The sequence below is a fragment of the Nesterenkonia cremea genome (assembly GCF_014642675.1).
GTDB classification, from domain to species: domain Bacteria; phylum Actinomycetota; class Actinomycetes; order Actinomycetales; family Micrococcaceae; genus Nesterenkonia; species Nesterenkonia cremea.
In genome coordinates this window covers 447516-472298 of record NZ_BMIS01000001.1, presented here as the reverse complement: position 1 = coordinate 472298, position 24783 = coordinate 447516, and the positions used below count along the sequence as shown (strand labels likewise).

The following is a 24783-nucleotide window of genomic DNA, read 5'->3' as shown; positions in this document are numbered from 1 at the left end:
GATGCACTGTGTCAGAACTGCGGCCCGGATTCTTACATTCTGTAAATATGGCCTGGGTACACTCTGCTTCCATGCCCCTACCCCGTACTGCGAGCGCCGAATCCGCCGGCGCCTTCAACCTCCGCGACGCCCTGGAGCTGCCCTCCCTGGCCCTGGGCAGCCCTGAGCTGCTCACCCCAAGCGCCGGTCTCGACGCCGGCATCCGCTGGGCCCACATCATCGGCCAGGACCACCCCGGCACCATGCTGCAGGGCGGGGAGCTGGTGCTCTCCACCCTGCCCAAGTTCACCGAGGACCGGCAGGACCTCACCGAGATCCTGCGCGGCTATCTTGCCGATCTGGACGGCGTCGGGGCCGCCGCCCTGGCGGTGGAGATCCTGCCGGACCGTCCGCGGCTGATCGAGGCGCTGCGCACCGTGGCGGCCGAACGTGAGGCCCAGCCCGACGCCGAGCGCCGCTTCCCGCTGTTCCTGTTCAGTCAGGTGGTGCGGTTCGTGGACATCACCGAGTCCATCCACCGCGAGCTGGTGGCCCGGCAGCTGGGCATGCGTTCCGACGGCACCACCTGGGACCCGATCGTCAGCGCCACCACCAATCTGCTCGACGATCTGGCCGCGCCCGGGGGCCTGCCGGAGCCGGAGATCACCGCCCGCGCCACCGCCCTGGGCATGCCCTCGGACGCATTGGGCACTGAGCCCAGCTTCCTTCCGCTGGTGATCCGCACTGAGCCTGCGGGTGGCATGGGCTCCTCCTCCGGTTCCCAGCTGCAGTCCCTCTCGGTGCTGATCCGCGAGACCGCCGCCAAACTGCGCCTGCCCGCCTTGGTGGGGCACCGCTCGGAGGCTGAGCTGTCCGTGCTGATCGCCCAGGGCGACCCGGCCCGGCTCTGCCGAGAGATCGCTCGAGAGATCACCCGGCGCCGCGGCCAGGAGGCTCTGCCCCGCTTCACCGTGGGCACGGCCGAGACCGCAGGCCGGGAACGGACCCTGCTCTGCGAATCGCCGGCCGGTCTGGAGGCCGCCGCCGAGGTCGCCGCCTCCGCCGCCCTGCTGACCCGCCGCTTCTCCTCCGCGGAAGAGGTGCCGGAGTCGGTCACGCTGCAGGGCTTCTGGCGTCCGGCGGACCTGGGGCTGCGCGGGCTGCTGGTGCATCTGAGCGCCGGAAGCACCCCTCACGACGCCGGCTCCCCGGTGGGCTGGTTCCTGGAGCACCAGCTGGCGCCCTTCCGGGGCGAGGAGGGCCAGCGGATGCGCGACGTCGTGCTCGCCCTGGTCCGCACCGGCGGGAACAAGGCCGAGCTGGCCCGGGAGCTGAGCATCAGCCGGCCCACGCTGTACGCACGGATCGAACGCATCGAACGCGCCGTCGGCGCGCCGCTGGCAGGGGAGACGCTGTCCGCCCTGCACGTGGCCCTGCTGCTGGACGAGCTCCGGTATCGTTGACCCGTTGCAGATCAGATCCACCGCTGCAGCGGACCAGACACCGGCCGAAGGGAAGCACCGATGTTGAGGACAGTCATGGGCGGCAAGATTCACCGCGCGTCCGTCACTCAGGCGGATCTCCACTACGTCGGTTCCCTCACCGTGGACGCCGACCTTCTCGATGCCGCGGGCATGGTGGAGGGAGAGAAGGTTCAGGTCGTCGACATCACCAACGGAGCCCGGCTGGAGACCTACACCATCGCCGGTGAGCGCGGCACCGGGGTCATCGGCATCAACGGGGCGGCGGCGCATCTGGTCAGCCCCGGCGACCTGATCATCGTCATCTCCTACCTCATGGGCACCGAGGACGAGATCGCCGAACATCAGCCGCGCGTGGTGCATGTGGACGGAGAGAACCGCATCGTCCAGCTCGGCAACGACCCCGCCGAGCCCGTCCCCGGGGCCGAAGGCCAGCTGAATCCGCGCTTCGCCGACGCGTAGCCGAATCTCAGCGTCTCTCCGCAGGGCGCCTCAGCGGGAGGCGCGCTCCAGGATGTGCTCCATGATCGCGTCGGCCACGCGGCGGGGCTCCCCGTAGGCCGGGTAGTGGAACTCGGTGATGTTGGCATACGGGTTCACCTCGAGGGCCACGGCCCCCTCGGCGCTGTCCAGGCTGGGTACCAGCAGGTCCACCGCCGCAGCGTTCAGCCCGGGGATGGACCAGAGCCCGTCCACGGCCAGATCACGGATGTCATCGCTGAGCTGGTCGGTGATGTCCACGGCCAGTCCGCCGCCGCGGACGGTATCCGCGATGGGAGTGAGCGGCTGGATCTTCCCCGCCTCCACCACAGAGGCGCGGGTGAGGCCGACCGGGGCCAGGAACTCATCGGTGACCTCCGGCTGCCGGGCGGCCAAGTAGGCGTTGGAGCTGCGACGCTCGATCTCGGCGTCGGCCAGTCCGCCCACAGTCGTGAGCCCATCGCCGACGATGTAGAAGGGCACGCGCGCCACGGCACCGGCCACGGTCTGGCCCACCACGAACACCCGCACATCCAGTCCCGGGTGATGGGCTTCCATCACCATCTGATACTTGGTCTCCGCGGTGACCGACCGGGCCGCCATCGCCTTGGCCCAGGCCTGGCGCAGCTCCGTCTCCGTGGTCACGTTGGTGGTGATGCCCTTGCCGGTCCGTCCTGAGGAGGGCTTGACCGCAACCGGCTTGCCCAACGCCTTCATGTACTTCACCGCACGGGAGAACTCCGTGGTGTTGATGGCCTTGCCCTTCGGCGTCGGGACCTCCGAGGCCTCCAGGTAACGCTTGGTCATCTGCTTGGACCGAGAGATCCGCCGCGCCTGGTGGCTGACCAGGGAGGTGATCACCGCGTCCATCCCTCCGACCACCACATCGGAGAGGAAGAAGACCCGGTTGGATTCCGAGATCTGCTTCACCGTCATGGACTTCCGGTGCGCGGCGCGCTGGATCAGCACGTCATGGGCCAGCGTCCCGGTCCAGGTCCGCAGCTGCGCCCGCCGCGGCTCGACATAGTCAAGGATGAACCGTTCCGTGGCGGTGGGGCGGGCAGCAGAGCGAGGGGCCATGGAGCAACAATAACCTTCAGTCAGCGGGAGGCGCGGATGAGCAGCTGGTCGACGATCGCCCCGGCCACATCCCGGGCCTCACCCAGTGCTGGCAGGTGATGGGTGACCACGCTGGCCTCCACGTCCAGGCTCAGCACGACGGCCTCGGCGGCCGAATCCAGCTGCGGCACCCACAGATCCACCGCACCCGCGGCCAGACCGGGCACGGACCACAGCGCATCGGCGGCCAGCTCGGTCAGGGAAGGATCCAGCAGCTCGGTGACGTCGACTGCGATCCCGCCCTCCGGGTTGGCGGGGCCGCTGCGCAGCGAGGCGAGCTGTTCGGAGTCGAGGATCTCCTCCGGGGGGAGCTGCTCCTCCAGGGCGGCCAGCGGCACATAGGCCACGGCGGCCACCACCTGCGGACCGGCCACATAGGCGCGGATGTCCAGGCCGTCGGGCAGCGGCTGATCCTCCTGCGGAACCGGCAGGTTCTGCAGCTCCAGATGTCTGCGGGTCAGCGTCTCATCAGCGGCGACCCGCCGGGCATGGGAGCTGACCAGAGTGGTCACCCGGTGGTCCATCCCACCGATCACCGTGCCGCCGAAGACGAAGACATCGGTCTGATCCACGGTGCGGACCTCCACGGTCCGACTGCTCAGCGCCTTGCGGATCAGGGCGCGGTGAGAGGGAGCTTTCTGAAGGATCCGGAGCTCCTGCAGCGAGGGGGCGACATGTCCTTCTATGAACCCGCTCAGGGCCTCCTGATTCTCCGGCATGGGACCAGAATAGTAGAGTCGGGCGCGTACCCCATCCAGAGCGGCTGAGAGATCTGGCTCGACGACGCCGCAGCAACCCGAAACGATCCGTTCGCCGGGTGCTACCGCCAGAACCGATGGAAGAGGAGCCATCATCCTATGCCTCACGCCACCACACCTTCCGGCCAGCGCGAGATCCTGTTCAACGCCTTCGACATGAACTGCGTGGTCCACCAGTCCCCCGGACTGTGGCGCCACCCGGAGGACCGCGCACGGGACTACAACACCATCGGCTACTGGACCCAAGTGGCCCAGACTCTGGAGAAGGGCCTCTTCGACGGGCTGTTCATCGCCGACGTGCTCGGCCCCTACGACGTCTTCGGCGCCTCCCCCGACGCCGCACTGCGCTCCGGTGCGCAGATCCCGCTGCAGGATCCGTTCCTGCTGGTCAGCGCGATGGCCGCCGTCACCGAGAACCTCGGCTTCGGGATCACCGCAGGGACCGCCTATGAGCACCCCTACCCCTTCTCCCGCCGGCTGGGCACCCTGGACCACCTCACCGGAGGACGTGTGGGCTGGAACGTGGTCACCGGCTACCTGCCCTCGGCCGCCCAGAACATAGGCCAGGACGACCAGATGGAGCACGACCGCCGCTACGACCACGCCGATGAGTACATGGACGTGGTCTATAAGCTGCTCGAAGGCTCCTGGGAGGACGACGCCGTGGTCGCCGATAAGGAGTCCGGCGTCTTCACCGACCCCTCCAAGGTCCACCGGATCGAACACGAGGGCGAATTCTTCAAGACCCCCGGCATCGGTGTGGTCGAACCCTCCCCGCAGCGCATGCCCGTGGTCTACCAAGCCGGCGCCTCCACCCGCGGCCGCGCCTTCGCCGGCAAGCACGCCGAAGCCGTCTTCATCAATCCGCCCACCAAGGAGCTCGCCAAAGCCTCAGTGCAGAAGATCCGACAGGCAGCCGCCGACGCCGGCCGCGACCCCTACGATGTGCGTATCTTCGCGATGCAGACCATCGTCACCGGTGCCGACGAGGCCGCCGCCCAGGCCAGATATGACGAGCTCACCCAGTACATCGACCCCGAGGGCGGCCTGGTGCTGATGTCCGGCTGGATGGGCACCGACTTCTCCCAGTTCGACCTCGACCAGCCCATCGGCGACCTCGAGTCCAACGCCATCCAGTCCGCCGTCGAGACCTTCAAGAAGGCCTCCGGGCGCGAGGACGAAGTCTGGACCGTGCGCCAGCTCGCCGAGTGGGTGGGCGTGGGCGGCTTCGGTCCCGTCATCATCGGCGACGGACCCTCAGCCGCCCAGCAGCTGATCGAGTGGCAGGAGGAGACCGACGTCGACGGCTTCAACCTCGCCTACCACATCACTCCCGGCACCTTTGAGGACATCGTCGAGCACGTAGTCCCTGAGCTCCAGCAGGCCGGCCGGTACAAGACCGAGTACCGGCCGGGGACTCTGCGGAACAAGCTCTTCGAGAAGGGCGATCACCTCCCGGAGACCCACCACGGCGCACAGTTCCAGCTGCGGCGTCGCCGGTGATCGGAGGCAACGAGGTGTGATCAGATACGCGCGTTATGACGGCGGATTCGGCGGTCATAACGCGCGTATCTGATCACACTGGATAGGGTTCAGCAGTTTCCGGCGTCGGGGGCTGCGGGCGGAGAGACCTGGACAGAGAAGGGCCGCCTTCCGCTGGATGCGGCCCTTCTCGTGTGCCGGTGGGGTCAGGAGGTCTTTTCGTCGATCTTCTCTTCGGCTTCTTCGACTGTGTCCTCGGCCTTGGCGGCGGCTTCGTCGACCTTCTGTTCGGCGTCGGCGGCTGCGTCGGTGGCCTCAGAGAGGCCGTCCTTGATCGCACCGGAGGCTGCCGTGACGGCCTCCTTGGCGCGGCCGGCCACGTCGTGGGCGACACTGTTGGCCGTCTCCTCCGCCTTCCGCACAGCGTCCTGGACCTTGGGATCGTTCCACTTCTCCTCGGCGGTCCTCTTGAAGCTGTCGAAGCTCTTCTGGCCCGACTTCGTGCCGATCACATAGCCGATCGCCACACCGGCGCCCAGTGAAAGCAGTCCCATGATCATCTCCGTTTCCTCGACGGTTTCCGTATTAAGAACCTACTGGGCGCAGTGGATCCTTGTCATCAGCTCTGCACCCTGAATCGGCCCTGGTTCTCCGACCCTGACAGATCCCTGATGTCCGGCGTATTGCAGGGGGCTGAGCGGTGGATGTGGTGCGGGCACGGAAGTTTGATCAGATACGCGCGGAATAGAGGGCCGATTCGGTAGGAATGGCGGCACTATCTGATCAAACCTGTCCGGTGCCGGGGCGGCGGACGGTGGCACGCACCGCCAGGTGGTCCGAGGGGAAGGCATTGACCCGCTGGTCCGGGATATGACGGCAGGCCCCGCCGTAGGGGGTGAAGCCCCCGTCCTGGGCGGCGTCGTCGTCATCGGCGGCATCACCGAAGTGGTCGGCATCATCAACCTCCAGGCCCAGCAGATAGATGAAGTCGATCCGGTCCCGCGGCTCCTTCTCCAGGGGCTCGATCTGGGACCAGGTGCGGCCCGGGGCAGCGTCGGGGTCCGGGTGGACCGCACGGAAGGCATCGGTGTAGCCGGCGTCGATGAACCGCTGGGTGGCCGGCCACTGCACCTGCGGGCGGTGGCTGCCGTTCCAGTCCACCGAGGAGGGGACGTTGAAGTCCCCGGCCACGATCACCGGCAGCTCTCCCAGCTCGCCCCGCAGCCGCTCGGTCTCGGCCAGGATGGCTCCGGCCTGCTGGTCCCGTTCGCGTTCCCCGTACTGGCCGAAGACCGACGCCGACTGCTCAGGCAGCTCATCGGCTCGGTACGGCCCGTAGTCCCAGGGGCCCAGGTGCACCGACCAGGCGATCACCTCGCCGATCCGCGTCTGCACCAGCGCCGCGGTGGCATAGTGGGCGGTGTCCGTGGGCAGCAGGCGCACCGGGGCAGCGCTGAGCACGGCTGTGTCGAAGTCCTGCTGCGCCACGGTCATCCCGCTGGCACGGCCCAGCTCCAGCGCCGCATCCCCGAAGCACTCCTGGGCGAAGACGATGTCGGCGGGCTGGCCGCGCAGCACCTCGGCCTGCTTCTGGCGGCCCTGATCGATCTCCGCGCCGCCGTACCAGAGGTTCCAGCAGACGAGCCGGATGGTGCGCAGCTGACGGATGGTCTCCTGGACCTTGGTGTCCTCCGGCCGCGGCTCATGATCCGGAGTGGGTGCATCCGGAGTGGGGGTGTTCGTCATCGGGAGCTGCTCCTCACGCTGCTCATACGGGGGTGCTGATGCTGACCTGGCGCAGATGGTCCAGGCGGTGGGTGACCGGCAGCCGCACTGCCTGACTCTGGTTGACCCCGACGACGGTCAGCCCGGCGCGCCGGGCCGACTCCGCACCGGCCGGGGAGTCCTCGAAGGCCACCGCCCGCCCGGGCTCGATCCCCAGACGGCCGACGGCGGTCAGGTAGAGCTCCGGCTCCGGCTTGCCGCAGAGGACATCATCCAGTGTGCAGACAGTCATGACCTTGTCCAGGATGCCCACCTCCTCCAGCATGGCACGGACATCCTGGCGCAGGCCGTTGCTGGCCACTGCCACCGGGAAGCGGGAGGCCAGCTCGGAGATCAGCTCCACCGCCCCGGGCATTGGCTCCACGCCCTGAGCCAGCAGCGCCGAATAGCGCTCGGACATCTCGGCCACGATCTGATCCACGCTCTGCGGATCGGCCTGGGCGGAGTCATCAGCCGGGGCCCTGGAAGAAGCCTGATGCCCGGTGACCTCCTTCAGACGGGCAGCCGTGTCATGAACTGACAGGCCCAGGAAGTCCTGGGGCAGCACCGCCTGGGGCCCCTCCGAGGGAACGTCCCGCTCGGCCAGCCATTCGGCGAGCATCTGCAGCCAGATGGACTCGGAGTCCACCAGCAGGCCGTCGCAGTCGAAGACGGCTCCGGCCACCTGAACCTCGCGCGGGCCCTGATGGGTCTCCAGCCTCAGCGTCAGCCCGGCCGTCAGCCCGGCGCTCACCGGGCGGCTCCCGCCTGGACGGATGCGGCGCCTGCGGCCCTGAGGCCGCCCTCGCCTGCCTCCAGGGCCGCCTCACGCTCGGCGACGTGACGCTCGGCCGCGGTGACCCGCAACGCCGGGGAGGACATGACATAGGGGCTCACCCGGGTACCCGGAGTCAGATCCGCGGCCTCAGCGGCAGAGACCGAGGTGATCAGCTCCAACGGGTTGCCCTCGGCGTCGCGCTCCTGGCTGCTGGCCCGGATGGTGGTGCGTTCACCGGTGTAGATCTGGCTGACCACGGTGCAGTCGCCGTCGGGCTCCGGAACCAGGGTGAGGTCCTCGGGACGGATGAACAGAGTGTCCAGGTCCCCGCCGGGAGCGCGGACGGGCAGGCGCCCGCCCTGGTAGTCGGCCGCGGCGCCGAGCTCGGTGACCGATCCGACGAACCGCGCCACGAACTCGGTGGCCGGATTCTGGTAGACCGCACGGGGTACATCGATCTGCTCGATGACGCCCCCGCGCAGCACGGCCACGCGGTCGGCGATGGCCAGGGCCTCCTCCTGGTCGTGGGTGACGAACATAGTGGTGATCCCCAGCTGCTGCTGCAGCCGGCGGATCTCCTCACGGATCTGGACGCGCACGATGGCGTCCAGTGCCGAGAGCGGCTCATCCAGCAGCACGACCTCCGGCTGAGTGGCCAGAGCACGGGCCAGGGCCACGCGCTGCTGCTGACCGCCGGAGAGCTGAGCCGGGAAGCGTAAGGCGAACTCGCCCAGACCGCACATCTCCAGCATGTCCTGGGCGGTGCGGCGTCGCTTCTCCCGGTCGACTTTGCGCACGCGCAGGCCGTACTCCACGTTGTCCTGGACGGTCATGTTCGGGAAGAGGCTGTAGGCCTGGAAGACCATGCCGATGCCGCGGCGGTTGGGCGGCACCTGGGTCAGCTCCCTGCCGCCCACCAGCACACGGCCGTCGGTAGGCTTCTCAAAGCCGGCCAGGATGCGCAGGGCGGTGGTCTTGCCGCAGCCGGAGGGGCCCAGCACGGTGACCAGCTCACCGGCGCCGATGGTCAGGTCCAGGTCCTGCAGCACTGTGGTGGGGCCGAAGGCCTTGGAGACCCCCTCGAGGGTCACTTCATTGGAGGCGGGTGTGGTCGCGTTCATGAGGCGAGAGCTTTCTGGGTGGTCTTCTTCTGGAGCTTCTTCTCGGCGCGGGCCGCGCGGCCTGCCGGGGCGAACCGGCCGGCCGAGAGGGTGGCCACGAGCAGCAGCCCCCAGGTGGTCATGTTCAGCAGCACGGCGATGGCCACCGAGGCCCGGAAGTTGTTGGAGGAGACATCGTCCAGCCACACCGGGATGGTCTGCTGGCTCAGCGTGGCCGCCAGGGAGTACTCGCCGAAGCACAGGGCCACGGCGAAGAACACCGAGAACAGCATGGAGCCGCGGATGTTGGGGATGACCACGCGGAAGATGGTGCCGAAGGTGCTCGAGCCCAGGATGGCCGACCCCTCCACCATCGCCTTCAGCGGGATGGTGCGCAGTCCGGCGTCGATGGAGCGGAAGGTGAACGGCAGGCAGAGCACCACATAGGTGCCCACCAGGATCAGCGGCAGGTCCGGGTTCTGCAGGAACTGGCTGATCGCGTTGGGGACCGAGCCCCTCCCCTGCCGTGCAGCCATGCCGAGCAGGGCCATCACACCGGCGGCGATGGCGATCGGCGGGACCACCAGCGGCAGGGTGCAGAGGATCTCCAGGATCGGGCGCAGCTTGGGGGCCCACAGGTGCACCGCCACCAGGGCGGGCACCAGGGTCACCACCAGGGTGATCACGGTCAGCACGGTGATGGTCAGCGTGCGGGTGGCCGCGGCGGCCAGCGAGGCGTCCTCGGTGATCACCGAATAGGCGCGCAGCGAGAACTCGCCGCCGGGGAACACCGCATAGTAGATGCTGCACAGCACCGGGATCGCGACATAGAGCGCGACGGCGGCCACCGGCACCCAGCGGGAGTGCTTCAGTGCATCCATCGGGCACTCCTCCTCTGGAGTCGGTTGAAGGCGAAGAGGGTGATCACCGCGATGGCCACCATGGTCACGCCCAAGGCCATGGCCACCTGCTGGCTGTCGCCGGCCTGGCCGAGCAGGGCACCGATGTTCAGCGGGATCAGCGGGTAGCCGCCGGCGCCGATCAGCACCGCGGCGGAGGCGTGGGTGGCGAAGGCCGCGCCGAAGCACAGGATCCAGCCTCCCAGCAGGGCCGGCATCGCGATGGGCAGTCCCACGCGGTGCCAGAAGGTCGGTGCGGAGCCGCCGAGTGCGGCGTTGGCCTCGCGCCATTCCTTCCGCAGACCCACAAAGGTGGGCAGGGTGACCATGATCATCGTGGGGATCAGGAAGTACTGGTACATGACCACCAGGCCCTGCCAGGAGTAGAGCGAGAAGCCGGTGTCGCCCAGGTTCAGCAGGCCGTATACCACGCCGGCGTTGCCCAGGGTCACGATGAAGGAGAAGGCCAACGGGGCGCCGCCGTCGTTGGCCAGCACCGAGGTGAAGACCGCCACCACCGAGTCCAGCTTCTCCGAACGGATCTGCGAGATGCAGAAGGAGGTCAGCGTTCCGATCACCGCGGCGATGGTGGAGCCCACCAGGGAGACCTGGACCGAGTTCACGATGGCGGCCGAGTGGGAACCGCTGGTCAGGGCCATGAAGTTGTCCAGCCCGACGCCGGTGCTTCCGTCCTCGGCGGTGACGGTGAAGGCGATGATGGCCATGCCCACGATGGGCACGATGAAGAACAGCAGCAGCACCAGACTCAGCGGCAGCAGCGAGAGCGTGGCCGGGGAGCGCAGCGCGGAACCGACACCCTGCCACCGGGCGCGGCTGAACAGCGAGGGGCGCTGAGCGGGCGATGCGGCGGCACCGCCCTGCTCAGCGCCGCTCTGCGTGGGGGCCGGTGCGGCGCCGGCCTGGGTCACCGGGAGACTCACTGAACGGTGCCGTCCCACTGCTCGTTGACGATGGCCTGGTTGGCCTCACGCTGCTCCAGCGTGGGCTGCGGTGCCTCGATGCCGTCCTGGCTGGGCAGCTCGGCCAGGGCCTCCTCGTCCACAGTGCCCTCGTCGATCATGGCGTCCAGGCGCACCGGGGAGACGTAGCCCTCGAGCAGGATGTTCTGGCCCTCGTCGGAGAACATGAACTCGTAGAACAGCCGGGCCACGGCCGGGTTGGGGGCGTCCTCGTTGATGGAGGCGGCGTAGAAGGAGGAGACCTGGCCGTCCTCGGGCAGGTGGATCTCCATCTCGGCGCCGGTGTCCTCCTCGAGGTCGTTGGCGATGGGCTGGAGCAGGTAGTCCCAGTCGATGACGATCGGGGTGTCCCCGGTCTCCACGGTGCCGGCGTCGGCCTCCACGGGGATCAGGTTCCCCATCTCGGAGAGCTCTCCGAAGAATTCGATGCCGGGCTCGATGTCGTCGAAGCTGCCGCCGTTGGCCTCGGCCGCGGCGTGGACGATCATGAAGGATCCCTCGGAGGCGGTGGGGCTGGAGGGCAGGGCGATCTGGCCGGAGTACTGCGGGTCCATCAGGTCTTCGAAGTTCTCCGGGCAGTCGTCCACCCGCGAAGTGTCGCAGCCGATGGCGATGGTGCCACCCAGGTGGTTGATCCAGGTGCCGGACTCGGAGATGTACTCCTCGTCGATGTCGTCGATGGTCTCCGGGGCGTACTCGGCCAGCAGTCCGTCTTCGGCGGCCTCCTCGGCGTGGCTGACGCCGGTGTCCAGGTAGTCCAGGGAATTGTCCTGACCCTGGCGGTTGACCACGGCGTTGATCAGGTCCTGGCTTGAGCCGGTGGAGGTGTCGTTGGTGATCTCGATGCCGTATTCCTCAGAGAACGCGTCGAGCAGCTCACCGTAGTTCGCCCAGTCCTCGAAGAGGCCCATGGCGTTGAGCTGCCCCTCCGTCTGAGCATCCTCGATCAGCTGGTCCATGCCGCCGCCGTCCTCCACGGAGGTGGCCTCGCGCCAATTGGCGGAGGCCTCGGACTCCCCTGCGCCGTCTCCGCAGGCGGTCAGGCCGAAGGTCGCGACGCCGATGACGCCGAGCAGCTTGGGTGTGTGTGTACGAGTGCTCATCAGGGTGTGTGTCCTTCTGTGTCCAGTCCGGCCGACAGGCCCTAGCAATCTCTATCCTCACTAGTGACCTCTGGCGAGTCAAGTAAAAGGTCACTAGTGAAAGTCACAGCTTGTCGGATGCAGGGTGACACAGCGATGAACAGGAGTGGGCGGCGTCGGGAATTCTGGACAAGGCCGTAGACTGGAGCAATGGCAACGTTCGCCTTCTCCAACATCGCCCAGGCGCTGCGCGACGAGATCAGCGCGGGAACCTACCCTGTGGGTTCCTCTCTGCCATCAGAGCGTGAACTCAGCGCGCGCTTCGAAGTCTCCCCCGGGACAGTTCGTGTGGCCCTGAAGGAACTGGTGGCCGAGGGTACGGTGGACGGCATCCGCGGGCGGCCCAAGACGGTCATCCGCATGCCGCGCCGGCAGGCCTCCTTCGAGGAGTTCCGCAGCTTCGCCCAGTGGGCGCGGCAACAGAACCTGAACCCCGGCGGGCAGGTGATCACCTCAGAATGGCTGATCGCCTCACGGATGGATGAGGAGCTGCTGCGCGTGCCGTCCGGCCAGCGGATCTTCAGCGTGGTGCGGCTGCGCACTCTGGACGGCAGCAACGTGATGCTGGAGCACACCCACTACCCCGAGTGGCTGGGAGAGATCGTCGCGCAGATCCCGCATGACACTCCATCGGTCACCTCTATACTTTCAGACGAACATGACGTGCACTTCAGCCACGCCGAGCATGTCTTCGCCGCAGAGGGCGCGAGGTCCAAGGAGGCTGCACGGCTGGGCATCTCCCGCGGGACGGCGCTGCTGGTGCATCGTCGGATCTCCCGGGACCCCTCGGGCAGGCCGCTGGAATGGTCCACCGACCGCTACATCTCCGGGAAGATCATGCTCTCGGCCGGGTCCTCCTGGCATCACAGCCCGCTGCAGTGGACGGTGCCCGGCACCGAGCCCTGGAACACCTGAGGGCGACCCACCCCGGACACGAGTTGTGTGGGCACTTCGGCACGGAATGACGCCGGTCCGGCGCGGCATTCCGCCACAAAGTGCCCACACAACGGAAAACGAGCAGGTGCTTCCTCAGCCCAGCTGACGGGCCGGGTGGTCCTCGGCCAGGTGCGGTCCTGCGCCCAGCAGCTGCTCCCGCAGCGTCACCGGGGTCTCCGGGCGCTCCTCCAGCAGTCCGCGGCGCTTCAGCTCAGGGGTCACGAAGTGCTCAAACCGCTCGAAGTCGGCCGGACGCACCGCCGCGGAGATATTGAAGCCGTCCACGCCGGAGACCTGCTGGAAGTGCTCCAGCTGGTCCACCACCTGGGAGGGGTCGCCCACGATCAGCGGACCGCGCCCGCCGATCGAGATGAACTCGGCGACGTCGCGGACCGTCCACCGCTGTGAGGGATCCTTGGTGAACATGGCCAGCGCCGACTGGTTGGCCTCAGTCTGGACATCAGCCACATAGTCCTCATCCCTGAGATCGGAGAGGTCGACGCCGGTCCAGCCGCCGAAGAGCGTCAGCGCCGCCTCAGTGTCCACATACCTCTTATAGTCGGCCAGACGCGCCTGGGCCTCCTCCTCGGTCTCCGCGACGACGACGGTCACCATCGCCGAGAACTTCACCGACTGCGGATCACGTCCGGCCTCCTTCAGAGCGGCCCGGGTCTCCTGGACCTGCTCAGCCAGCTTCTTCGGCTTGGCATTGATGACGAAGATCGCTTCCCCGTGGTCCACAGCGAACTTCTGGCCGCGGGCCGAGGATCCGGCCTGGAAGAGCAGCGGAGTGCGCTGCGGACCGGGGTGGGTCAGCATCTGCCCCGGCACGGAGAACCAGGGCGAGCTGTGCTCGATGCCGTGGACCTTCTCCGGATCGGTGAAGACCCCGGTCTCGCGATCGGCGAGAACCGCCCCGTCCTCCACCGAGTGTTCGAAGAGCTTGTACATCACCTCGAGGAACTCATCGGCCCGGTCATAGCGCTCGTCATGGGGGATCTGGCCCTCCATCCCGAGGTTCCGCGCCGCAGAGTCCTGATAGCTGGTCACGATGTTCCACGCGATCCGACCCTTGGTCAGGTGATCGAGCGTGGCGAAGCGCCGGGCCAGCAGATACGGCTGCTCATAGGTGACCGATGCGGTCAGCCCGAAGCCCAGGTGCGTCGTGGCCCCGGCCAGAGCCGGGATGATCACCTGCGGATCCAGCAGCGGGTACTGCACTCCCCCGCGGGCCGCGGCATGGTGGCTGCTGCCATAGACGTCATAGACTCCGGGGATATCGGCCAGGAACAGGCTGGAGAAGCCGGCCCGCTCCAGCGTCTGCGCCAGAGAGGTCCAATAGTCCAGCTGGTCGAACTCATCGATCCTCGACTCCGGATGCCGCCACAGCCCCGGGGACTGGTGGACCGGTACGAGCATGTCGAAGGCGTTGAAGTGCATGCTCAGTTCTTCTCCTCAGTCGTCCCCTGGACCTCAGTCCCCGGGGTGTCAGTCTTCTGGGCATCTCCGATGGCGTTCAGCCCCTCCGGCAGCGTGCCGTTGATCTCGTAGTCGCCGATCGAGCGTGCGCGGAAGACGATCGGGTTATGCGTGGCGATGGTCTGGGCATTGCGCCAGTGCCGGTCCAGGGCCTTGGGCCGCATCGTGGCCGAGGCTCCCACGGTCTGGAAGAGCTCCTGGGTGACCCCGATGACCAGCTCCGGAACCGAGACGTGGGCCCTCTCCACAGCGATCTCGGCGTCGTAGACCTCCTCGGGCAGATCCCCGCTGAAGTCGCGCCGGTCGGTTCCTGCGGCCAGACCGGCCGCCAGGGCGCGGTCCTGGATGCGGGCCACTTCGAGCACTGTGGCCTCGGCGGCGAAGGTCTTGGCCGACATCGTGCCGATGATCTGCTGAATCAGCGGATCATCCTTGAACAGCTGCCCGCCGCCGGAGGTGTTGAAGGTGCGCTTGCGCTTGGCCACCAGTGCGGCGGCGTCGCGGACTGCGGCTTTGGCCACGCCCACCTGGGCCGCCAGCAGATAGAGCTGGAAGAAGGCTGCCTCATGGACGGCCTCATGGCCGCCCACCACGCGGTCCAGCACGCCGTGGGGTGCCACCTCCACGCGGTCGAACTCGGTGGTTCCGGTGCCGGTGAGCCGCTGGCCGAAGCCGTCCCAGTCGTCGTGGACGGTCACGCCCGGGGCATCCACGGCGACGACGGCGAACTTCCGTCCGCCCTCCGCGCGGGAGGCTGAGACCCGGGTGAAGTCGGAGAAGATCGTGCCGGTGCAGTAGAACTTCTCTCCGGTCAGCAGAGACTTCCCGTCCTCCTCGGTCAGCACCGTGTTCAGCTCGCCCAGGGCGTTGCCGCCCTTCTCGGTGGAGGCGTTGCCCACGGTCTTTCCGGCCAGCACCTGGGAGTACCAGTGGGCGCGGACCTCCTCGGGCTGGAAGCGGATGGCCTCCACGAAACCGAAGTGCCCGCGGTAGAGGTGGGCCACGTTGGAGTCCGCCTCGGCCAGACGGATCAGCTGGGCCACCAGCTGCTCGATGTTCAGCCCCGGGCCGCCGTATTCGGCCGGGACCCGCAGCGCACCGAAGCCGGCGGCGTCGAGCTTCTCGATGGGTTCGAAGGGAAGCTCGCGCTCCAGCTCCCGGTGGACCGCACCTGCGGCGATCTCCTCCAGCAGCTCCTCGGGGAGCTGGGTCTTCTCACTGCTCATTGACGTCCTCCCAGGCGGAATCGATGTCTCGGTCGAAGGCCGGGGTGAGCAGGCCGTCGAGATACTCGCCGTACCATTCCCGCACCTCATCGGAGTGATAGGCGGATCTCAGCGCCTCGTACTTCTCCGGCTCCTCCTCGCGGAATCCGGGGCGCGCGCAGACCGTCAGCGCGAAGGGCAGCGCCTCTTCCTCGGTCTCCATGATCAGGACCTCATCAGGCATGACGTCGATCTCGGCGAGCAGACGGGCGAAGCCGAAGACGGCGTCGACGTCGGGGTAGACCTGGCCCACCGACTGCTGGTCGACCTCCACGAACTCCAGGTTCCGCGGGTTCTCCGTGATGTCGCGGGTGCTGAGCTCGGCCACCCATCTGGACTCGTCGATCTCGATCAGCCCGGCTCGGGCCAGCAGCCGGATGCCGCGGCCGTTGTTGGCTGTGTCCACCGGAAGCGCCACCTGGGCGCCGTCGGGAAGATCCTCCAGGGAGTCGTACTGGGAGGAGTAGATGCCCGAGGGCTGCTCGAACATGAAGAAGATCGGCTCCAGATCGAGGTCGTTGTCCTCATTGAACTGGCGCAGATAGCTGATGTTCTGGAAGAAGTTGACGTCGTACTCGCCGTTGTCCACCACTGTGTTGGGCTGGATGATGTCGGTGACGTAGGTGGCCTCGAAGGTCCAGCCCTCATCTTCGAGGATCCGCTCGGCGATCTGAGTAGGCTCCTGGAACGGGGCGTTCTCGGTGACGATGATGCGGATGCGCCGGTCATCACCGACCAACCCGCAGGAGGTGAGGCTCCCGACGCCGGCCATGACGCTCAGTCCGAGCACCCCGCGGCCGAACTGCCGCCGGGAGAGCACCGCGGAGCCGGCCGCACCGGATGCGCTGCGGCTCATCCCTGGAACTCCTGCCAGGTCTCCTCGGCGTTGTCGATGGCGATGGAGCCGTCATAGTCCACGACGCCGCCCTGATAGTCCTCGAACCACTGCTCGACCTCCTCAGACTGGAAGGCCTCCTGCAGCAGCTCGGCCTCCTCGCTGGTGACGTCATCCGGGTTCACCGCCACCACGCAGGTGAAGGGGGTGCGGACCTCGTCGCGGCCGTCCTCGATGGCCAGCTCGGTGTCTCCGACGTCGTGGCCTGCCTCGGCCACCAGACGGACGAAGGCGAAGCCGGCGTCGACGTCGGAGAGTGCGCGGGCGCCCTCCTGCTGGTCGGTCTCGACGAAGTCGAGGTTCTTGGGGTTGGACGTGATGTCGCCCTGGGTGAGCTCGATCACCGGGACGTCCTCATCGATCTCGATCAGACCCTCATCGGCCAGCAGCTGCAGGGCACGGCCGTTGTTGGAGGGGTCCACCGGCAGGTTCAGCTGGGCGCCGTCGGGCAGATCCTCCAGGGAGTCATGCTCCAGGGAGAAGATGCCGGCCGGGGCGTAGTAGACCGAGAAGGCTGGGGCGATGTCGGTGTCGTTGGACCGGTTGAAGTTCTCCAGGTAGGCCAGGTGCTGGAAGTAGTTGGCGTCGTATTCGCCGTCCTGCACCGACTGGTTGGGGATGTTGATGTCGGTGACGTAGCGGATGTCCAGCTCGTAGCCCTCCTCGGCCAGCAGCTCCGCGGCGATCTCCGTGGGCTCCTGGAAGGGGGCGGATTCGGTGACGATGATGCTGATGGTGTTCTCATCGTCACCGGCCAGCCCGCATCCGGAGACAGCCATCAGGGCGGCGGCGCCGGCCGCGGTCAGCTTCAGGCGGGCAGGGGCGTACGAGTGATCGCTCATGAGGTTCTGCTTTCGTGTTGGGCTTCGGTGCGCCGCAGCCGGTGAGCAGACTGGGCGTGGGTGAGAAGTGGGGAGAGGCGCGTCTCAGACACGCTTGTCGGTGAGGCGGGCCACGCGGGTGCCGCTCCACTGGACCAGAGTGACCAGCAGGACCATCAGCACGATGGCCACCAGCATCACGTCGGTCTCATACCGGTAGTAGCCGTAGCGGATGGCGAAGTCGCCGATGCCGCCGCCGCCCACCAGGCCGACCATGGCCGAGTAGGAGATGAAGCTGACGGTGGTGATGGTGATCGAGCCGATGATCGCCGGCTTGGCGTCCACCAGCAGGACGTTGCGGATGATCTGTCCACGGGTCGCCCCCATGGCGCGGGATGCCTCCACCGCACCGGTGCCGAGCTGGGTGATGTTCTGCTCCACCAGTCGGGCGAAGTAGGGGATCGCGTTGATGGTCAGCGGGACGATGGCCGCTGCGGTCCCCACTGTGGTGCCCACCAGCAGGCGGGTGAAGGGGATGATCGCGATCAGCAGGATCAGAAAGGGGAACGACCGGATGGTGTTGACGATCCCGCTGACCACCGCATGGGTCTTGGGCAGCGGGGCGATCCCGCCCGGGGCGTGGATGAACAGCCAGATCCCCACAGGCGTGCCCAGCAGCACGGCCAGGGGGATGGCGACGCCGATCATGGCGAAGGTCTGGAGCATCGCCTCGGTGAGCTCGGGCAGCAGTTCGACGACGCGTTCCATCAGCGGGCACCTCCTGCTGCGCTCAGGCCGCGGTCCACGCTGATGCCCTCACTCATCAGATAGCGCCCGATGGAGGTCTCCGGGGTGAAGTCCTCGCGGTGCAGGTCGGCGGAGGGGAACTTCTCCACCAGCCTTCCGCCCTCCATCACGGCCACGTCATCGGCCAGGGCCTTGATGACCTCCATCTCGTGGGTCACGATCACCACGGTGATGCCCAGGTCCCGGTTCACATCGGCCAGGTACTGCAGGACAGTGGCGGTGGTGAACGGGTCCAGCGCGGAAGTCGGTTCGTCGCAGAGCAGCACCTCCGGACGGGTGGCCAGGGCGCGAGCGATGGCCACCCGCTGCTTCTGACCGCCGGAGAGCTGGGCCGGGTAGGACGTGGCCTTCTCGGTGATGTCCACGATTTCAAGCGCCTCGGCCGCACGGACCTGGCGGACGCTCCTGTTCCGCTCGCCGGCGAACTTCAGCGAGAGCTCCACGTTCTGGAGCACCGTCAGGTTGTTCACCAGGTTGAAGCCTTGGAAGATCATGCCGATCTGGTGCCGGGCCTGACGCAGCTCCTCATCGTCCAGGGAGGTCAGCTCGATGCCGGCCACTTCGACCTCGCCCACTGTGGGGCGCTCGAGCAGGTTGATGTTGCGCAGCAGAGTCGACTTGCCGGCGCCGGAGAAGCCGATGATGCCCTGGATGCTCCCCTGCGGAATCTCCAGACTCACGTCCTCGACGGCGATCACCGGATCCTTGCCGCGAGCGGCGAAGGCGGTGGTGACATTGCGCAGAGAAATCATGAACACTCTCCATCGTTCCTGGCGTTAGCACCGGGCCCCGCGGGGTGGTTGCTGCGACGTCTTCGAGCCAGATCTCTCAGTCGCTCTGGATGGTCTCGGCCGAACATCTGCATGATCAGCCGGTGTCCAACTCTAAGGCCCAGGAGGCGCAGAGCGCCAAATCGTCAGGTCGCTCCCGTCACAGGAGGTCACATGCACAGCCGTCATGTCCGCGGGTCAGACGTCACACGGGCGATATGGAGGGCGAGGTAGGCGACTTCGTCTGAAGAGATGGTGGTGTCCAGACGCAGCTCGAGCAGAGTCGCCACCCGTTCTGCGCAGCGGTACGCCTGAGGATCACCGTCCATGATCGCTGTGGCCACGGCCGAGGCGTTGTCCTCGAGCTGCTTCCCTGAGGCGATGCGCACGAAGAGATAGCGAAGATGTGTGATGAACCGAGCCACAGAGATGCTCGATGTCTCCAGCGTGCAGCCGTACGTGTCCCCGACCACCTCGAGGAGCTGATGCAGCAGGCCGGTCATCGTGTAGGTGTAGGACAGGTCCCCGCTGGTGAACCCGGCGTTGACGATATGCATGGCGATGGCGACCACCTCCCCGTCGGGGAGTTCCACCTCAGCGGCTCTGTTGAGCGCGGTGAGCACGTGGCGGGCCTGCTCCAGCTCCTTCGGATACAGATGAGCGACCTCCGCCTCCAGGGGATAGGTCACCTGTATCCCATCTCTGATCCGCCTGATCGCGAAGCTGATGTGGTCCGCCACCGTCACCACCAGCGAGGGACTACTGTCGATCAGCCGGCTGAGTCCCGCGGCGGCGAAGGCCTCCACGCTGAGCTTCATGTGCTCAGGAGGCACCGCGGCCACGAGCTGGCCCAGATGGTCAGGATCACGGCCGTCCACCGGCGCGAAGACCTGGACGATCTTCGACTCGTCGACCTTCTGACCAGGTTTGGCTTAGAAACCCAGTCCTCGCCCGGTCAGCACCACGTCCTGACCCTGCGGAGACCGCGCAAGGATGACGTTGTTGTTGAAGGTCCTCAGGACTTCCATGATTGCCGCCTCTCTCGACTGACCCGGATCAGACCGAGCCGGAACAGACCGGGCCGGCCGCCGCTGGAGCTGCGTCCTCTGACAGCGGCCCGTCCAGCCCGGCCTGAGCTCTCAACCGGTCAGATTCGCTCCACCAGCGGCGATGGTCTCTTTGTACCAATGGAAGGACTTCTTCCGGTACCGCTGGAAAGTCCCGCTGCCGTCCTCGTTCCGGTCCACATAGATGAATCCGTATCGCTTCGAGATCTGGGCGGTGCTTGCGCTGATCAGGTCGATGCACCCCCAGCTGGTATAGCCGAGCACGTCGACTCCGTCCTCAAGAGCCTGCCCCACCTGGTAGAGATGATCGTTGAGGTAGGCGATCCGGTAGTCATCCTCCACGGTCATCACTCCGTCGACCTCGACCAGCCGGTCCTGGGCTCCCAGCCCGTTCTCGACGATGAACAGCGGCTTCTGCCACCGATCCCAATAGTCGTTGAGTGCGATCCGCAGACCCACCGGGTCGATCTGCCAACCCCATTCGGAGGCTTCCAGGTGTGGATTGGGCACTCCTCCGATGACATTGCCCCGGCCCGGTATCCGCTGGGACTCATCGGCGGTCTCGCAGGCACTCATGTAATAGCTGAATGACACGAAGTCCACCGTGTTCCTCAGGTCCTGACGATCGTCATCGGTGATCTCCAACTCGACACCCTGCTCACGCAGGACGCGCAGGAAGTATCCCGGATACTCTCCTCGACAGTGCACGTCGCCGAAGGCGTAGTTCGCCTGTTCGGCACCGAGGGCGGCCAGGACATCATCCGGACGAGGACTCAGCGGGTAGGTGGGCATGGCGATGATCATGCAGCCCACCTGAGCCTCCGGCATCATCTGGTGAGCCAGCCGGGTCACCCGGGCCGAGGCGACCAGCTCATGGTGGATGGCCTGGTAGAGGTCCTGACTGCGCAGCTGGTCCTTCGGCGTGAGGATGCCTCCTGCCTGCAGCGGCATATGGAGGATCGCATTGATCTCGTTGAATGTCAGCCAGTATCTGACCCGCGAACCGTACCGCTCGAAGAGCACCTGAGCGTACCGCTCGAAGAATCCGATCATCCGCCGGTCCGTCCAGCCGTCGTACTCACGGGCCAGATGCAGCGGAGTCTCGTAGTGGGAGATGGTGACGACTGGTTCGATGCCGTGCTTCTCGAGTTCGTCGAGCACCCGATCATAGAAGGCGAGCCCCTCCTCGTTGGGGCTCTCCTCATCGCCCTGGGGGAAGATCCGGCTCCAGGCGATCGAGAAGCGATAGGCCGAGAAGCCCATCTCCGCGAACAGCGCGATGTCTTCGGCATAACGGTGGTAGAAGTCGATGGCCTCCAACTTCAGGTTATCCGGCGTGGGCTGCTCCACCGGTGGGAACAGCGCTCCCTGGGGCAACACATCCTGGATGGAGAGGCCCTTTCCTCCCTGGTCATAGGCGCCTTCGATCTGGTTGGCGGCAGTCGCCCCGCCCCAGAGGAAATCGTGGGGGAAGTTGGTCATGTCTGGTTTCCTTTCGTGTGCAGGATGGAGCGCTGTGAGGCGGCCGAGATCAGGGTGTCACGGTGATGATGACGGCGCCCGGAACAGCTTCGCCGGCCCCCTCAGCGACGACGTCGGTCAGGCTGTCGCTGTTGGTCACCGTGAGCACAGTGGTGATGTCATACCCCGCCTCGGAGACCGCGTCGAAGTCCACGGCAGCAAGCTGCTGGCCGATGTCCACGTGGTCTCCCTGAGACACCGCAGGGCTGAAATGAAGTCCCTTCAGCTGCACGGTGTCGATGCCGATATGGATGAGGATCTCGACGCCTTCGGCGGTCTTGATTCCGTAAGCATGCCCGGATGAGGCCACAGACACCACCGTGCCCTCCACCGGGGAGACGACTCCGTCCGATTCCGGGACGATCCCCACACCGTCGCCGAGGGCGCCAGAGGCGAAGGCCTTGTCACCGACGCTGGAGAGCTCGATCAGGCGTCCGAGGAAAGGAGCATGGATCTCTACGACTCCCGGCTCTGCGCTGCGCACTCGGCCGGCCCCTGAAGAGCCCGACCCGACCGCAGGGGAGCCTCCGGTGACCACGGAGGAGCGTTGAGGCTGTGGAGCAGGCTGATCAACCGGCGGCCCTGTCACTGATGCGGCAGACTCCGACGGGTCAGCCTCCCGGTCGACCCAGAAGTAGGTCAGGGTGAAGCTGATGACCATGGCGACGGCCACGCCGACCACCAGCAGGGTGAAGCTTCCCACCTCGAGGAACGCGGGGAAGGCCAGGAAGGAGGGGAAGACGAATGAGGTCGAGGCACTGCCCCCGAGGGCGCTGATCGCTCCACCGATGGCTCCGCCGACCACGCCGAAGTACAGCGGCTTCTTCAGCGGGAGGTTGACACCATAGATCGAAGGCTCGGTGACTCCGGCCAACAGCCCGGACAGTGATGCGGAGCCGGCGACCTGGCGTCGGGCCGCGCTGCGTGTGCGCAGGAAGACGGCCAAGGTCGCCGCTCCCTGGGCGAGCACCGCCGGCATCAGCGGTGCCAGCATGACGACGTGACCGACCGATCCCAGATCGCTGAGGAAGATGGGGACGAAGCCCCAGTGCAGACCGAAGATCACGAGGATCTGCCAGATGCCGCCCATGATCATCCCGCCCAGCCAGGGCGCGACGTCGAACAGCCAGGTGATCCCTCCGGCCATACCCTGCGCGGCGAAGGTGGTGATCGGCCCGACCGTCATCAGGATCAGCGGCACCATGACCAGCAGAGCGATCAGCGGTTTGGTGAAGTTCCGGATCGAGGAGTGCAGGATCTTGTCCAGCAGCCGCTCAAGATGACCCAACAGCCATGTGGCCACCAGGATCGGAATCACTGAGGCGGAGTAGTCCATCAGCACCACGGGGATCCCTGAGAAGGTGACTGACTCCCCGGCCTGCTGAGCCTCGACCAGATTGGGGTACACCAGCGCTCCGGCGATGGCCATGGCGATGAATTGGTCAGCACCGAATCGCTTGGCCGCCGTCACCGCCAAGAAGAGCGGGAGGAAGTAGAAGATCGCATCGGATGCGGCATCCAGGATGAGGTGGGTCGTCCCCTCCGGGTCCAGCAACCCGAGCGTGGTGAACAGGACCAGAAACGCTTTGAACAGGCCAGCGCCGGCCAGCGGCCAGATGATCGGCGTGATGATCGCCGAGATCATCTGGATGAACTGTTCGAACAGGTTCCACTTCTCCCCTGCGGAATCCGGCTCCTGCTCCTGCTTCTGGGAGGGCTCCCCCTCCGGGAGATGGCGCACCAAGGCCTGGTGCACCTTGCCCACCTCATCACCGATGACCACCTGGAACTGCCCTCCGGCCTCCACCACGGTGAGCACACCGGGCAGCTCTCCCACGGCCTGCTGATCCGCGGCGGTGCTGTCCTTGAGGTGCATGCGCAGCCTGGTTGCGCAGTGGAATGCCGAATCGACGTTCTCGGCACCGCCGACCCGCTCGAGTATGCCCTCTGCCAGCTGCGCATGATCCGTCTTGGCGGCCATCATGATCACTCCTCACGCCCTACTCCGGGCACAAAAAAAAGACCCGAGACACACGTGTGACGTGATGTCTCAGGTCTTGCCTCACAGAACTCCAGCGAACCGGAGGTCTCGAAAGTAACAACCCTGCTACCTATTTCTGACGAGCAACAGTACACCCCTGATGTGATGTGGGCAACTGTGAGTGTGTCCCGACATGACAGCGAGACTTTGATCTCCTCGCCGCCCGGAGCGTACTCTGGGCAGGTAACCATCCCGAGCGGCTGAGAGATCTGGCTCTGCGACGCCGCAGCAACCACCGAGAAGTCACCCCTTCTCGAAAGGTGCTACCGCCAGGATCGATGGGAGTGATTTTCCTATGGGCTCGTCCGCACCCACTCTGGACCGCGACGCCGCCGTCTTCGCTGAGCACAGCGCACCCGTGGCCCCTTCGCCGCTTCCGGCGCCCACGGCATCGCCCCCCTCGCTCACTGTGGATCTCGTCCACGTGGGCAGGACCTTCGGCGAGCGCACCGTCCTGCGCGATGTCACCCTGCAGATCCGGCCCGGCGAGGTCATCGCCGTCCTGGGCTCCTCCGGCTGCGGCAAGTCCACGCTGCTGCGCCAGGTGGGAGGCCTGGACACCGGCCATGAGGGTGAGATCCTCATCGGCGGGGAGCCGGTCCGGCGCTATGACGAGCGTACCGCCGTCGGCTTCCAGGAGCCGCGCCTGCTGCCCTGGCGCTCCATCCGGAAGAACGTCGCCCTGGGCCTGCCCCGCAGCCTGTCCAAACTTGAGGGCCGCGAACGCGTGGATGAGCTCCTCCAGCTGGTCGGCCTGAGCGACCGAGCGCACCTGCGTCCGCGGGAGATCTCCGGGGGCATGGCCCAGCGCGCCTCGCTGGCCCGAGCCCTGGCTCGCCGCCCCGGCGTCCTGCTGCTCGACGAACCCTTCGGTGCGCTCGACGCCCTGACCCGCCTGAAGATGCAGGATCTGCTCCTCGACGTCCACGCCCAGACCGGCACAACTGTCCTATTGGTGACCCACGACGTCGACGAGGCCCTGCAGCTGGCCGACCGCATCCTGCTGCTGGGACCGGCCGAGCCGGCTCAGGAGCCAGGCGGCGCCCCCGAAGGTGCGACCATCTCCCGCCTGCTCACCGTGCCGGGCCGGCGCCCCCGCGCCCGTTCCTCCGCCGAAGTGACCGCTCTGCGCGAAGACCTCCTCTCCGGACTGGGCGTAGAAGCCCACAGCCGCTGACGCTGGCCATCCCCTGCACAGACTCCACCCCGGACGGCTGTT

General features: G+C 66.8%; 24 protein-coding genes and 3 riboswitches. Of the genes, 5 read left to right on the top strand and 19 right to left on the bottom strand.

Going from position 1 to position 24783, the window contains the following annotated elements; all coding sequences use genetic code 11:
• Nucleotides 1-71: 71 nt before the first annotated feature.
• Nucleotides 72-1442: a PucR family transcriptional regulator gene (locus tag IEW85_RS02155; RefSeq protein ID WP_188682413.1), complete on the top strand. Its 1371-nt coding sequence runs from the start codon at nucleotides 72-74 to the stop codon at nucleotides 1440-1442.
• 60 nt (nucleotides 1443-1502) lie between these two features.
• Nucleotides 1503-1922, top strand: coding sequence for an aspartate 1-decarboxylase (panD, locus tag IEW85_RS02150; protein WP_188682411.1), 420 nt, complete (start codon nucleotides 1503-1505; stop codon nucleotides 1920-1922).
• Between the two features lie 30 nt (nucleotides 1923-1952).
• On the opposite strand, the gene IEW85_RS02145 is transcribed toward panD, so the two are convergent.
• Together IEW85_RS02145 and IEW85_RS02140 are read right to left on the bottom strand one after the other, a co-directional pair.
• Nucleotides 1953-3020 (bottom strand): ATP-binding protein, encoded by a 1068-nt coding sequence (locus IEW85_RS02145; protein ID WP_188682409.1) that lies wholly within the window; start codon nucleotides 3018-3020, stop codon nucleotides 1953-1955.
• A gap of 20 nt (nucleotides 3021-3040) precedes the next feature.
• Nucleotides 3041-3778, bottom strand: coding sequence for a hypothetical protein (locus tag IEW85_RS02140; RefSeq protein ID WP_188682407.1), 738 nt, complete (start codon nucleotides 3776-3778; stop codon nucleotides 3041-3043).
• Between the two features lie 28 nt (nucleotides 3779-3806).
• Nucleotides 3807-3901: riboswitch (SAM riboswitch) on the top strand.
• 15 nt (nucleotides 3902-3916) lie between these two features.
• On the opposite strand from IEW85_RS02140, the gene IEW85_RS02135 reads away from it, so the two are divergent.
• The gene (locus tag IEW85_RS02135) at nucleotides 3917-5320 is read left to right on the top strand and encodes an LLM class flavin-dependent oxidoreductase (protein WP_188682405.1); all 1404 of its coding nucleotides are present in this window, start codon (nucleotides 3917-3919) and stop codon (nucleotides 5318-5320) included.
• 185 nt (nucleotides 5321-5505) lie between these two features.
• On the opposite strand, the gene IEW85_RS02130 is transcribed toward IEW85_RS02135, so the two are convergent.
• The 7 genes from IEW85_RS02130 to IEW85_RS02100 all read right to left on the bottom strand — a co-directional run bounded on the left by IEW85_RS02130 (nucleotide 5506) and on the right by IEW85_RS02100 (nucleotide 11923).
• The gene (locus IEW85_RS02130; RefSeq protein WP_188682402.1) at nucleotides 5506-5853 is read right to left on the bottom strand and encodes a hypothetical protein; all 348 of its coding nucleotides are present in this window, start codon (nucleotides 5851-5853) and stop codon (nucleotides 5506-5508) included.
• Nucleotides 5854-6082: 229 nt separating this feature from the next.
• On the bottom strand, nucleotides 6083-7045 hold the full coding sequence (locus tag IEW85_RS02125) for an endonuclease/exonuclease/phosphatase family protein (protein ID WP_188682400.1): 963 nt from the start codon (nucleotides 7043-7045) through the stop codon (nucleotides 6083-6085).
• A gap of 22 nt (nucleotides 7046-7067) precedes the next feature.
• A complete protein-coding gene (locus IEW85_RS02120) occupies nucleotides 7068-7817 on the bottom strand; it encodes an HAD family hydrolase (protein ID WP_188682398.1) in 750 nt (249 codons plus the stop codon).
• A complete protein-coding gene (locus tag IEW85_RS02115; protein ID WP_188682396.1) occupies nucleotides 7814-8962 on the bottom strand; it encodes an ABC transporter ATP-binding protein in 1149 nt (382 codons plus the stop codon). Before IEW85_RS02115 ends, IEW85_RS02120 begins: the two co-directional genes overlap by 4 nt.
• Entirely contained in the window at nucleotides 8959-9822 is an 864-nt protein-coding gene (locus IEW85_RS02110; protein ID WP_188682394.1) for an ABC transporter permease, read from the bottom strand. Before IEW85_RS02110 ends, IEW85_RS02115 begins: the two co-directional genes overlap by 4 nt.
• Nucleotides 9810-10769: an ABC transporter permease gene (locus tag IEW85_RS02105; RefSeq protein WP_229658715.1), complete on the bottom strand. Its 960-nt coding sequence runs from the start codon at nucleotides 10767-10769 to the stop codon at nucleotides 9810-9812. The genes IEW85_RS02110 and IEW85_RS02105 overlap by 13 nt, the downstream gene beginning before the upstream one ends.
• Nucleotides 10770-10777: 8 nt before the next feature.
• Nucleotides 10778-11923, bottom strand: coding sequence for an ABC transporter substrate-binding protein (locus IEW85_RS02100; RefSeq protein ID WP_188682392.1), 1146 nt, complete (start codon nucleotides 11921-11923; stop codon nucleotides 10778-10780).
• Between the two features lie 189 nt (nucleotides 11924-12112).
• Between IEW85_RS02100 and IEW85_RS02095 the strand changes: the two genes are divergently transcribed.
• Entirely contained in the window at nucleotides 12113-12877 is a 765-nt protein-coding gene (locus tag IEW85_RS02095) for a GntR family transcriptional regulator (protein WP_188682390.1), read from the top strand.
• Between the two features lie 114 nt (nucleotides 12878-12991).
• Here IEW85_RS02095 and IEW85_RS02090 read toward each other — a convergent pair whose 3' ends face one another.
• From IEW85_RS02090 to IEW85_RS02050, 10 genes are all read right to left on the bottom strand, one after another.
• Complete coding sequence (locus IEW85_RS02090) at nucleotides 12992-14338, bottom strand: LLM class flavin-dependent oxidoreductase (protein ID WP_188682388.1); 1347 nt, start codon at nucleotides 14336-14338, stop codon at nucleotides 12992-12994.
• A 2-nt stretch (nucleotides 14339-14340) separates the two neighbouring features.
• Nucleotides 14341-15603: an acyl-CoA dehydrogenase family protein gene (locus IEW85_RS02085; RefSeq protein WP_188682386.1), complete on the bottom strand. Its 1263-nt coding sequence runs from the start codon at nucleotides 15601-15603 to the stop codon at nucleotides 14341-14343.
• Nucleotides 15593-16498, bottom strand: a complete 906-nt coding sequence (locus IEW85_RS02080) for a MetQ/NlpA family ABC transporter substrate-binding protein (protein ID WP_188682384.1) — start codon at nucleotides 16496-16498, stop codon at nucleotides 15593-15595. The genes IEW85_RS02085 and IEW85_RS02080 overlap by 11 nt, the downstream gene beginning before the upstream one ends.
• Nucleotides 16495-17379 carry a MetQ/NlpA family ABC transporter substrate-binding protein gene (locus IEW85_RS02075; RefSeq protein WP_188682382.1) on the bottom strand — a complete coding sequence of 295 codons (885 nt, stop codon included), beginning with the start codon at nucleotides 17377-17379 and terminating at the stop codon, nucleotides 16495-16497. Before IEW85_RS02075 ends, IEW85_RS02080 begins: the two co-directional genes overlap by 4 nt.
• Nucleotides 17380-17463: 84 nt before the next feature.
• On the bottom strand, nucleotides 17464-18126 hold the full coding sequence (locus tag IEW85_RS02070; RefSeq protein ID WP_229658714.1) for a methionine ABC transporter permease: 663 nt from the start codon (nucleotides 18124-18126) through the stop codon (nucleotides 17464-17466).
• Nucleotides 18126-18917 (bottom strand): methionine ABC transporter ATP-binding protein, encoded by a 792-nt coding sequence (locus tag IEW85_RS02065; protein WP_188682380.1) that lies wholly within the window; start codon nucleotides 18915-18917, stop codon nucleotides 18126-18128. Before IEW85_RS02065 ends, IEW85_RS02070 begins: the two co-directional genes overlap by 1 nt.
• A 6-nt stretch (nucleotides 18918-18923) precedes the next feature.
• Nucleotides 18924-19013: riboswitch (SAM riboswitch) on the bottom strand.
• 107 nt (nucleotides 19014-19120) lie between these two features.
• The gene (locus IEW85_RS02060; RefSeq protein ID WP_229658713.1) at nucleotides 19121-19768 is read right to left on the bottom strand and encodes a PRD domain-containing protein; all 648 of its coding nucleotides are present in this window, start codon (nucleotides 19766-19768) and stop codon (nucleotides 19121-19123) included.
• A gap of 99 nt (nucleotides 19769-19867) precedes the next feature.
• Nucleotides 19868-19963: a CAT RNA binding domain-containing protein gene (locus tag IEW85_RS14260; protein WP_229658712.1), complete on the bottom strand. Its 96-nt coding sequence runs from the start codon at nucleotides 19961-19963 to the stop codon at nucleotides 19868-19870.
• Between the two features lie 111 nt (nucleotides 19964-20074).
• Complete coding sequence (locus IEW85_RS02055; RefSeq protein WP_188682378.1) at nucleotides 20075-21484, bottom strand: glycoside hydrolase family 1 protein; 1410 nt, start codon at nucleotides 21482-21484, stop codon at nucleotides 20075-20077.
• Nucleotides 21485-21533: 49 nt separating this feature from the next.
• Nucleotides 21534-23504, bottom strand: coding sequence for a beta-glucoside-specific PTS transporter subunit IIABC (locus IEW85_RS02050; RefSeq protein ID WP_188682377.1), 1971 nt, complete (start codon nucleotides 23502-23504; stop codon nucleotides 21534-21536).
• A gap of 244 nt (nucleotides 23505-23748) precedes the next feature.
• A riboswitch (SAM riboswitch) is annotated at nucleotides 23749-23849 on the top strand.
• A 10-nt stretch (nucleotides 23850-23859) separates the two neighbouring features.
• Between IEW85_RS02050 and IEW85_RS02045 the strand changes: the two genes are divergently transcribed.
• The gene (locus IEW85_RS02045; RefSeq protein WP_188682375.1) at nucleotides 23860-24741 is read left to right on the top strand and encodes an ABC transporter ATP-binding protein; all 882 of its coding nucleotides are present in this window, start codon (nucleotides 23860-23862) and stop codon (nucleotides 24739-24741) included.
• Nucleotides 24742-24783: the final 42 nt, after the last annotated feature.

Excerpts from the sequence above, each read along its gene's own strand:
- IEW85_RS02145 (WP_188682409.1), bottom strand. The coding sequence starts at position 3,020 with ATGGCCCCTCGCTCTGCTGCCCGCCCCACCGCCACGGAACGGTTCATC.
- IEW85_RS02125 (WP_188682400.1), bottom strand. The coding sequence starts at position 7,045 with ATGACGAACACCCCCACTCCGGATGCACCCACTCCGGATCATGAGCCG.
- panD (WP_188682411.1), top strand. The coding sequence starts at position 1,503 with ATGTTGAGGACAGTCATGGGCGGCAAGATTCACCGCGCGTCCGTCACT.
- IEW85_RS02095 (WP_188682390.1), top strand. The coding sequence starts at position 12,113 with ATGGCAACGTTCGCCTTCTCCAACATCGCCCAGGCGCTGCGCGACGAG.
- IEW85_RS02140 (WP_188682407.1), bottom strand. The coding sequence starts at position 3,778 with ATGCCGGAGAATCAGGAGGCCCTGAGCGGGTTCATAGAAGGACATGTC.
- IEW85_RS02130 (WP_188682402.1), bottom strand. The coding sequence starts at position 5,853 with ATGGGACTGCTTTCACTGGGCGCCGGTGTGGCGATCGGCTATGTGATC.
- IEW85_RS02070 (WP_229658714.1), bottom strand. The coding sequence starts at position 18,126 with ATGGAACGCGTCGTCGAACTGCTGCCCGAGCTCACCGAGGCGATGCTC.
- IEW85_RS02065 (WP_188682380.1), bottom strand. The coding sequence starts at position 18,917 with ATGATTTCTCTGCGCAATGTCACCACCGCCTTCGCCGCTCGCGGCAAG.
- IEW85_RS02100 (WP_188682392.1), bottom strand. The coding sequence starts at position 11,923 with ATGAGCACTCGTACACACACACCCAAGCTGCTCGGCGTCATCGGCGTC.
- IEW85_RS02080 (WP_188682384.1), bottom strand. The coding sequence starts at position 16,498 with ATGAGCCGCAGCGCATCCGGTGCGGCCGGCTCCGCGGTGCTCTCCCGG.
- IEW85_RS02135 (WP_188682405.1), top strand. The coding sequence starts at position 3,917 with ATGCCTCACGCCACCACACCTTCCGGCCAGCGCGAGATCCTGTTCAAC.
- IEW85_RS02045 (WP_188682375.1), top strand. The coding sequence starts at position 23,860 with ATGGGCTCGTCCGCACCCACTCTGGACCGCGACGCCGCCGTCTTCGCT.
- IEW85_RS14260 (WP_229658712.1), bottom strand. The coding sequence starts at position 19,963 with ATGGAAGTCCTGAGGACCTTCAACAACAACGTCATCCTTGCGCGGTCT.
- IEW85_RS02050 (WP_188682377.1), bottom strand. The coding sequence starts at position 23,504 with ATGGCCGCCAAGACGGATCATGCGCAGCTGGCAGAGGGCATACTCGAG.
- IEW85_RS02110 (WP_188682394.1), bottom strand. The coding sequence starts at position 9,822 with ATGGATGCACTGAAGCACTCCCGCTGGGTGCCGGTGGCCGCCGTCGCG.
- IEW85_RS02075 (WP_188682382.1), bottom strand. The coding sequence starts at position 17,379 with ATGAGCGATCACTCGTACGCCCCTGCCCGCCTGAAGCTGACCGCGGCC.
- IEW85_RS02155 (WP_188682413.1), top strand. The coding sequence starts at position 72 with ATGCCCCTACCCCGTACTGCGAGCGCCGAATCCGCCGGCGCCTTCAAC.
- IEW85_RS02115 (WP_188682396.1), bottom strand. The coding sequence starts at position 8,962 with ATGAACGCGACCACACCCGCCTCCAATGAAGTGACCCTCGAGGGGGTC.
- IEW85_RS02090 (WP_188682388.1), bottom strand. The coding sequence starts at position 14,338 with ATGCACTTCAACGCCTTCGACATGCTCGTACCGGTCCACCAGTCCCCG.
- IEW85_RS02085 (WP_188682386.1), bottom strand. The coding sequence starts at position 15,603 with ATGAGCAGTGAGAAGACCCAGCTCCCCGAGGAGCTGCTGGAGGAGATC.
- IEW85_RS02055 (WP_188682378.1), bottom strand. The coding sequence starts at position 21,484 with ATGACCAACTTCCCCCACGATTTCCTCTGGGGCGGGGCGACTGCCGCC.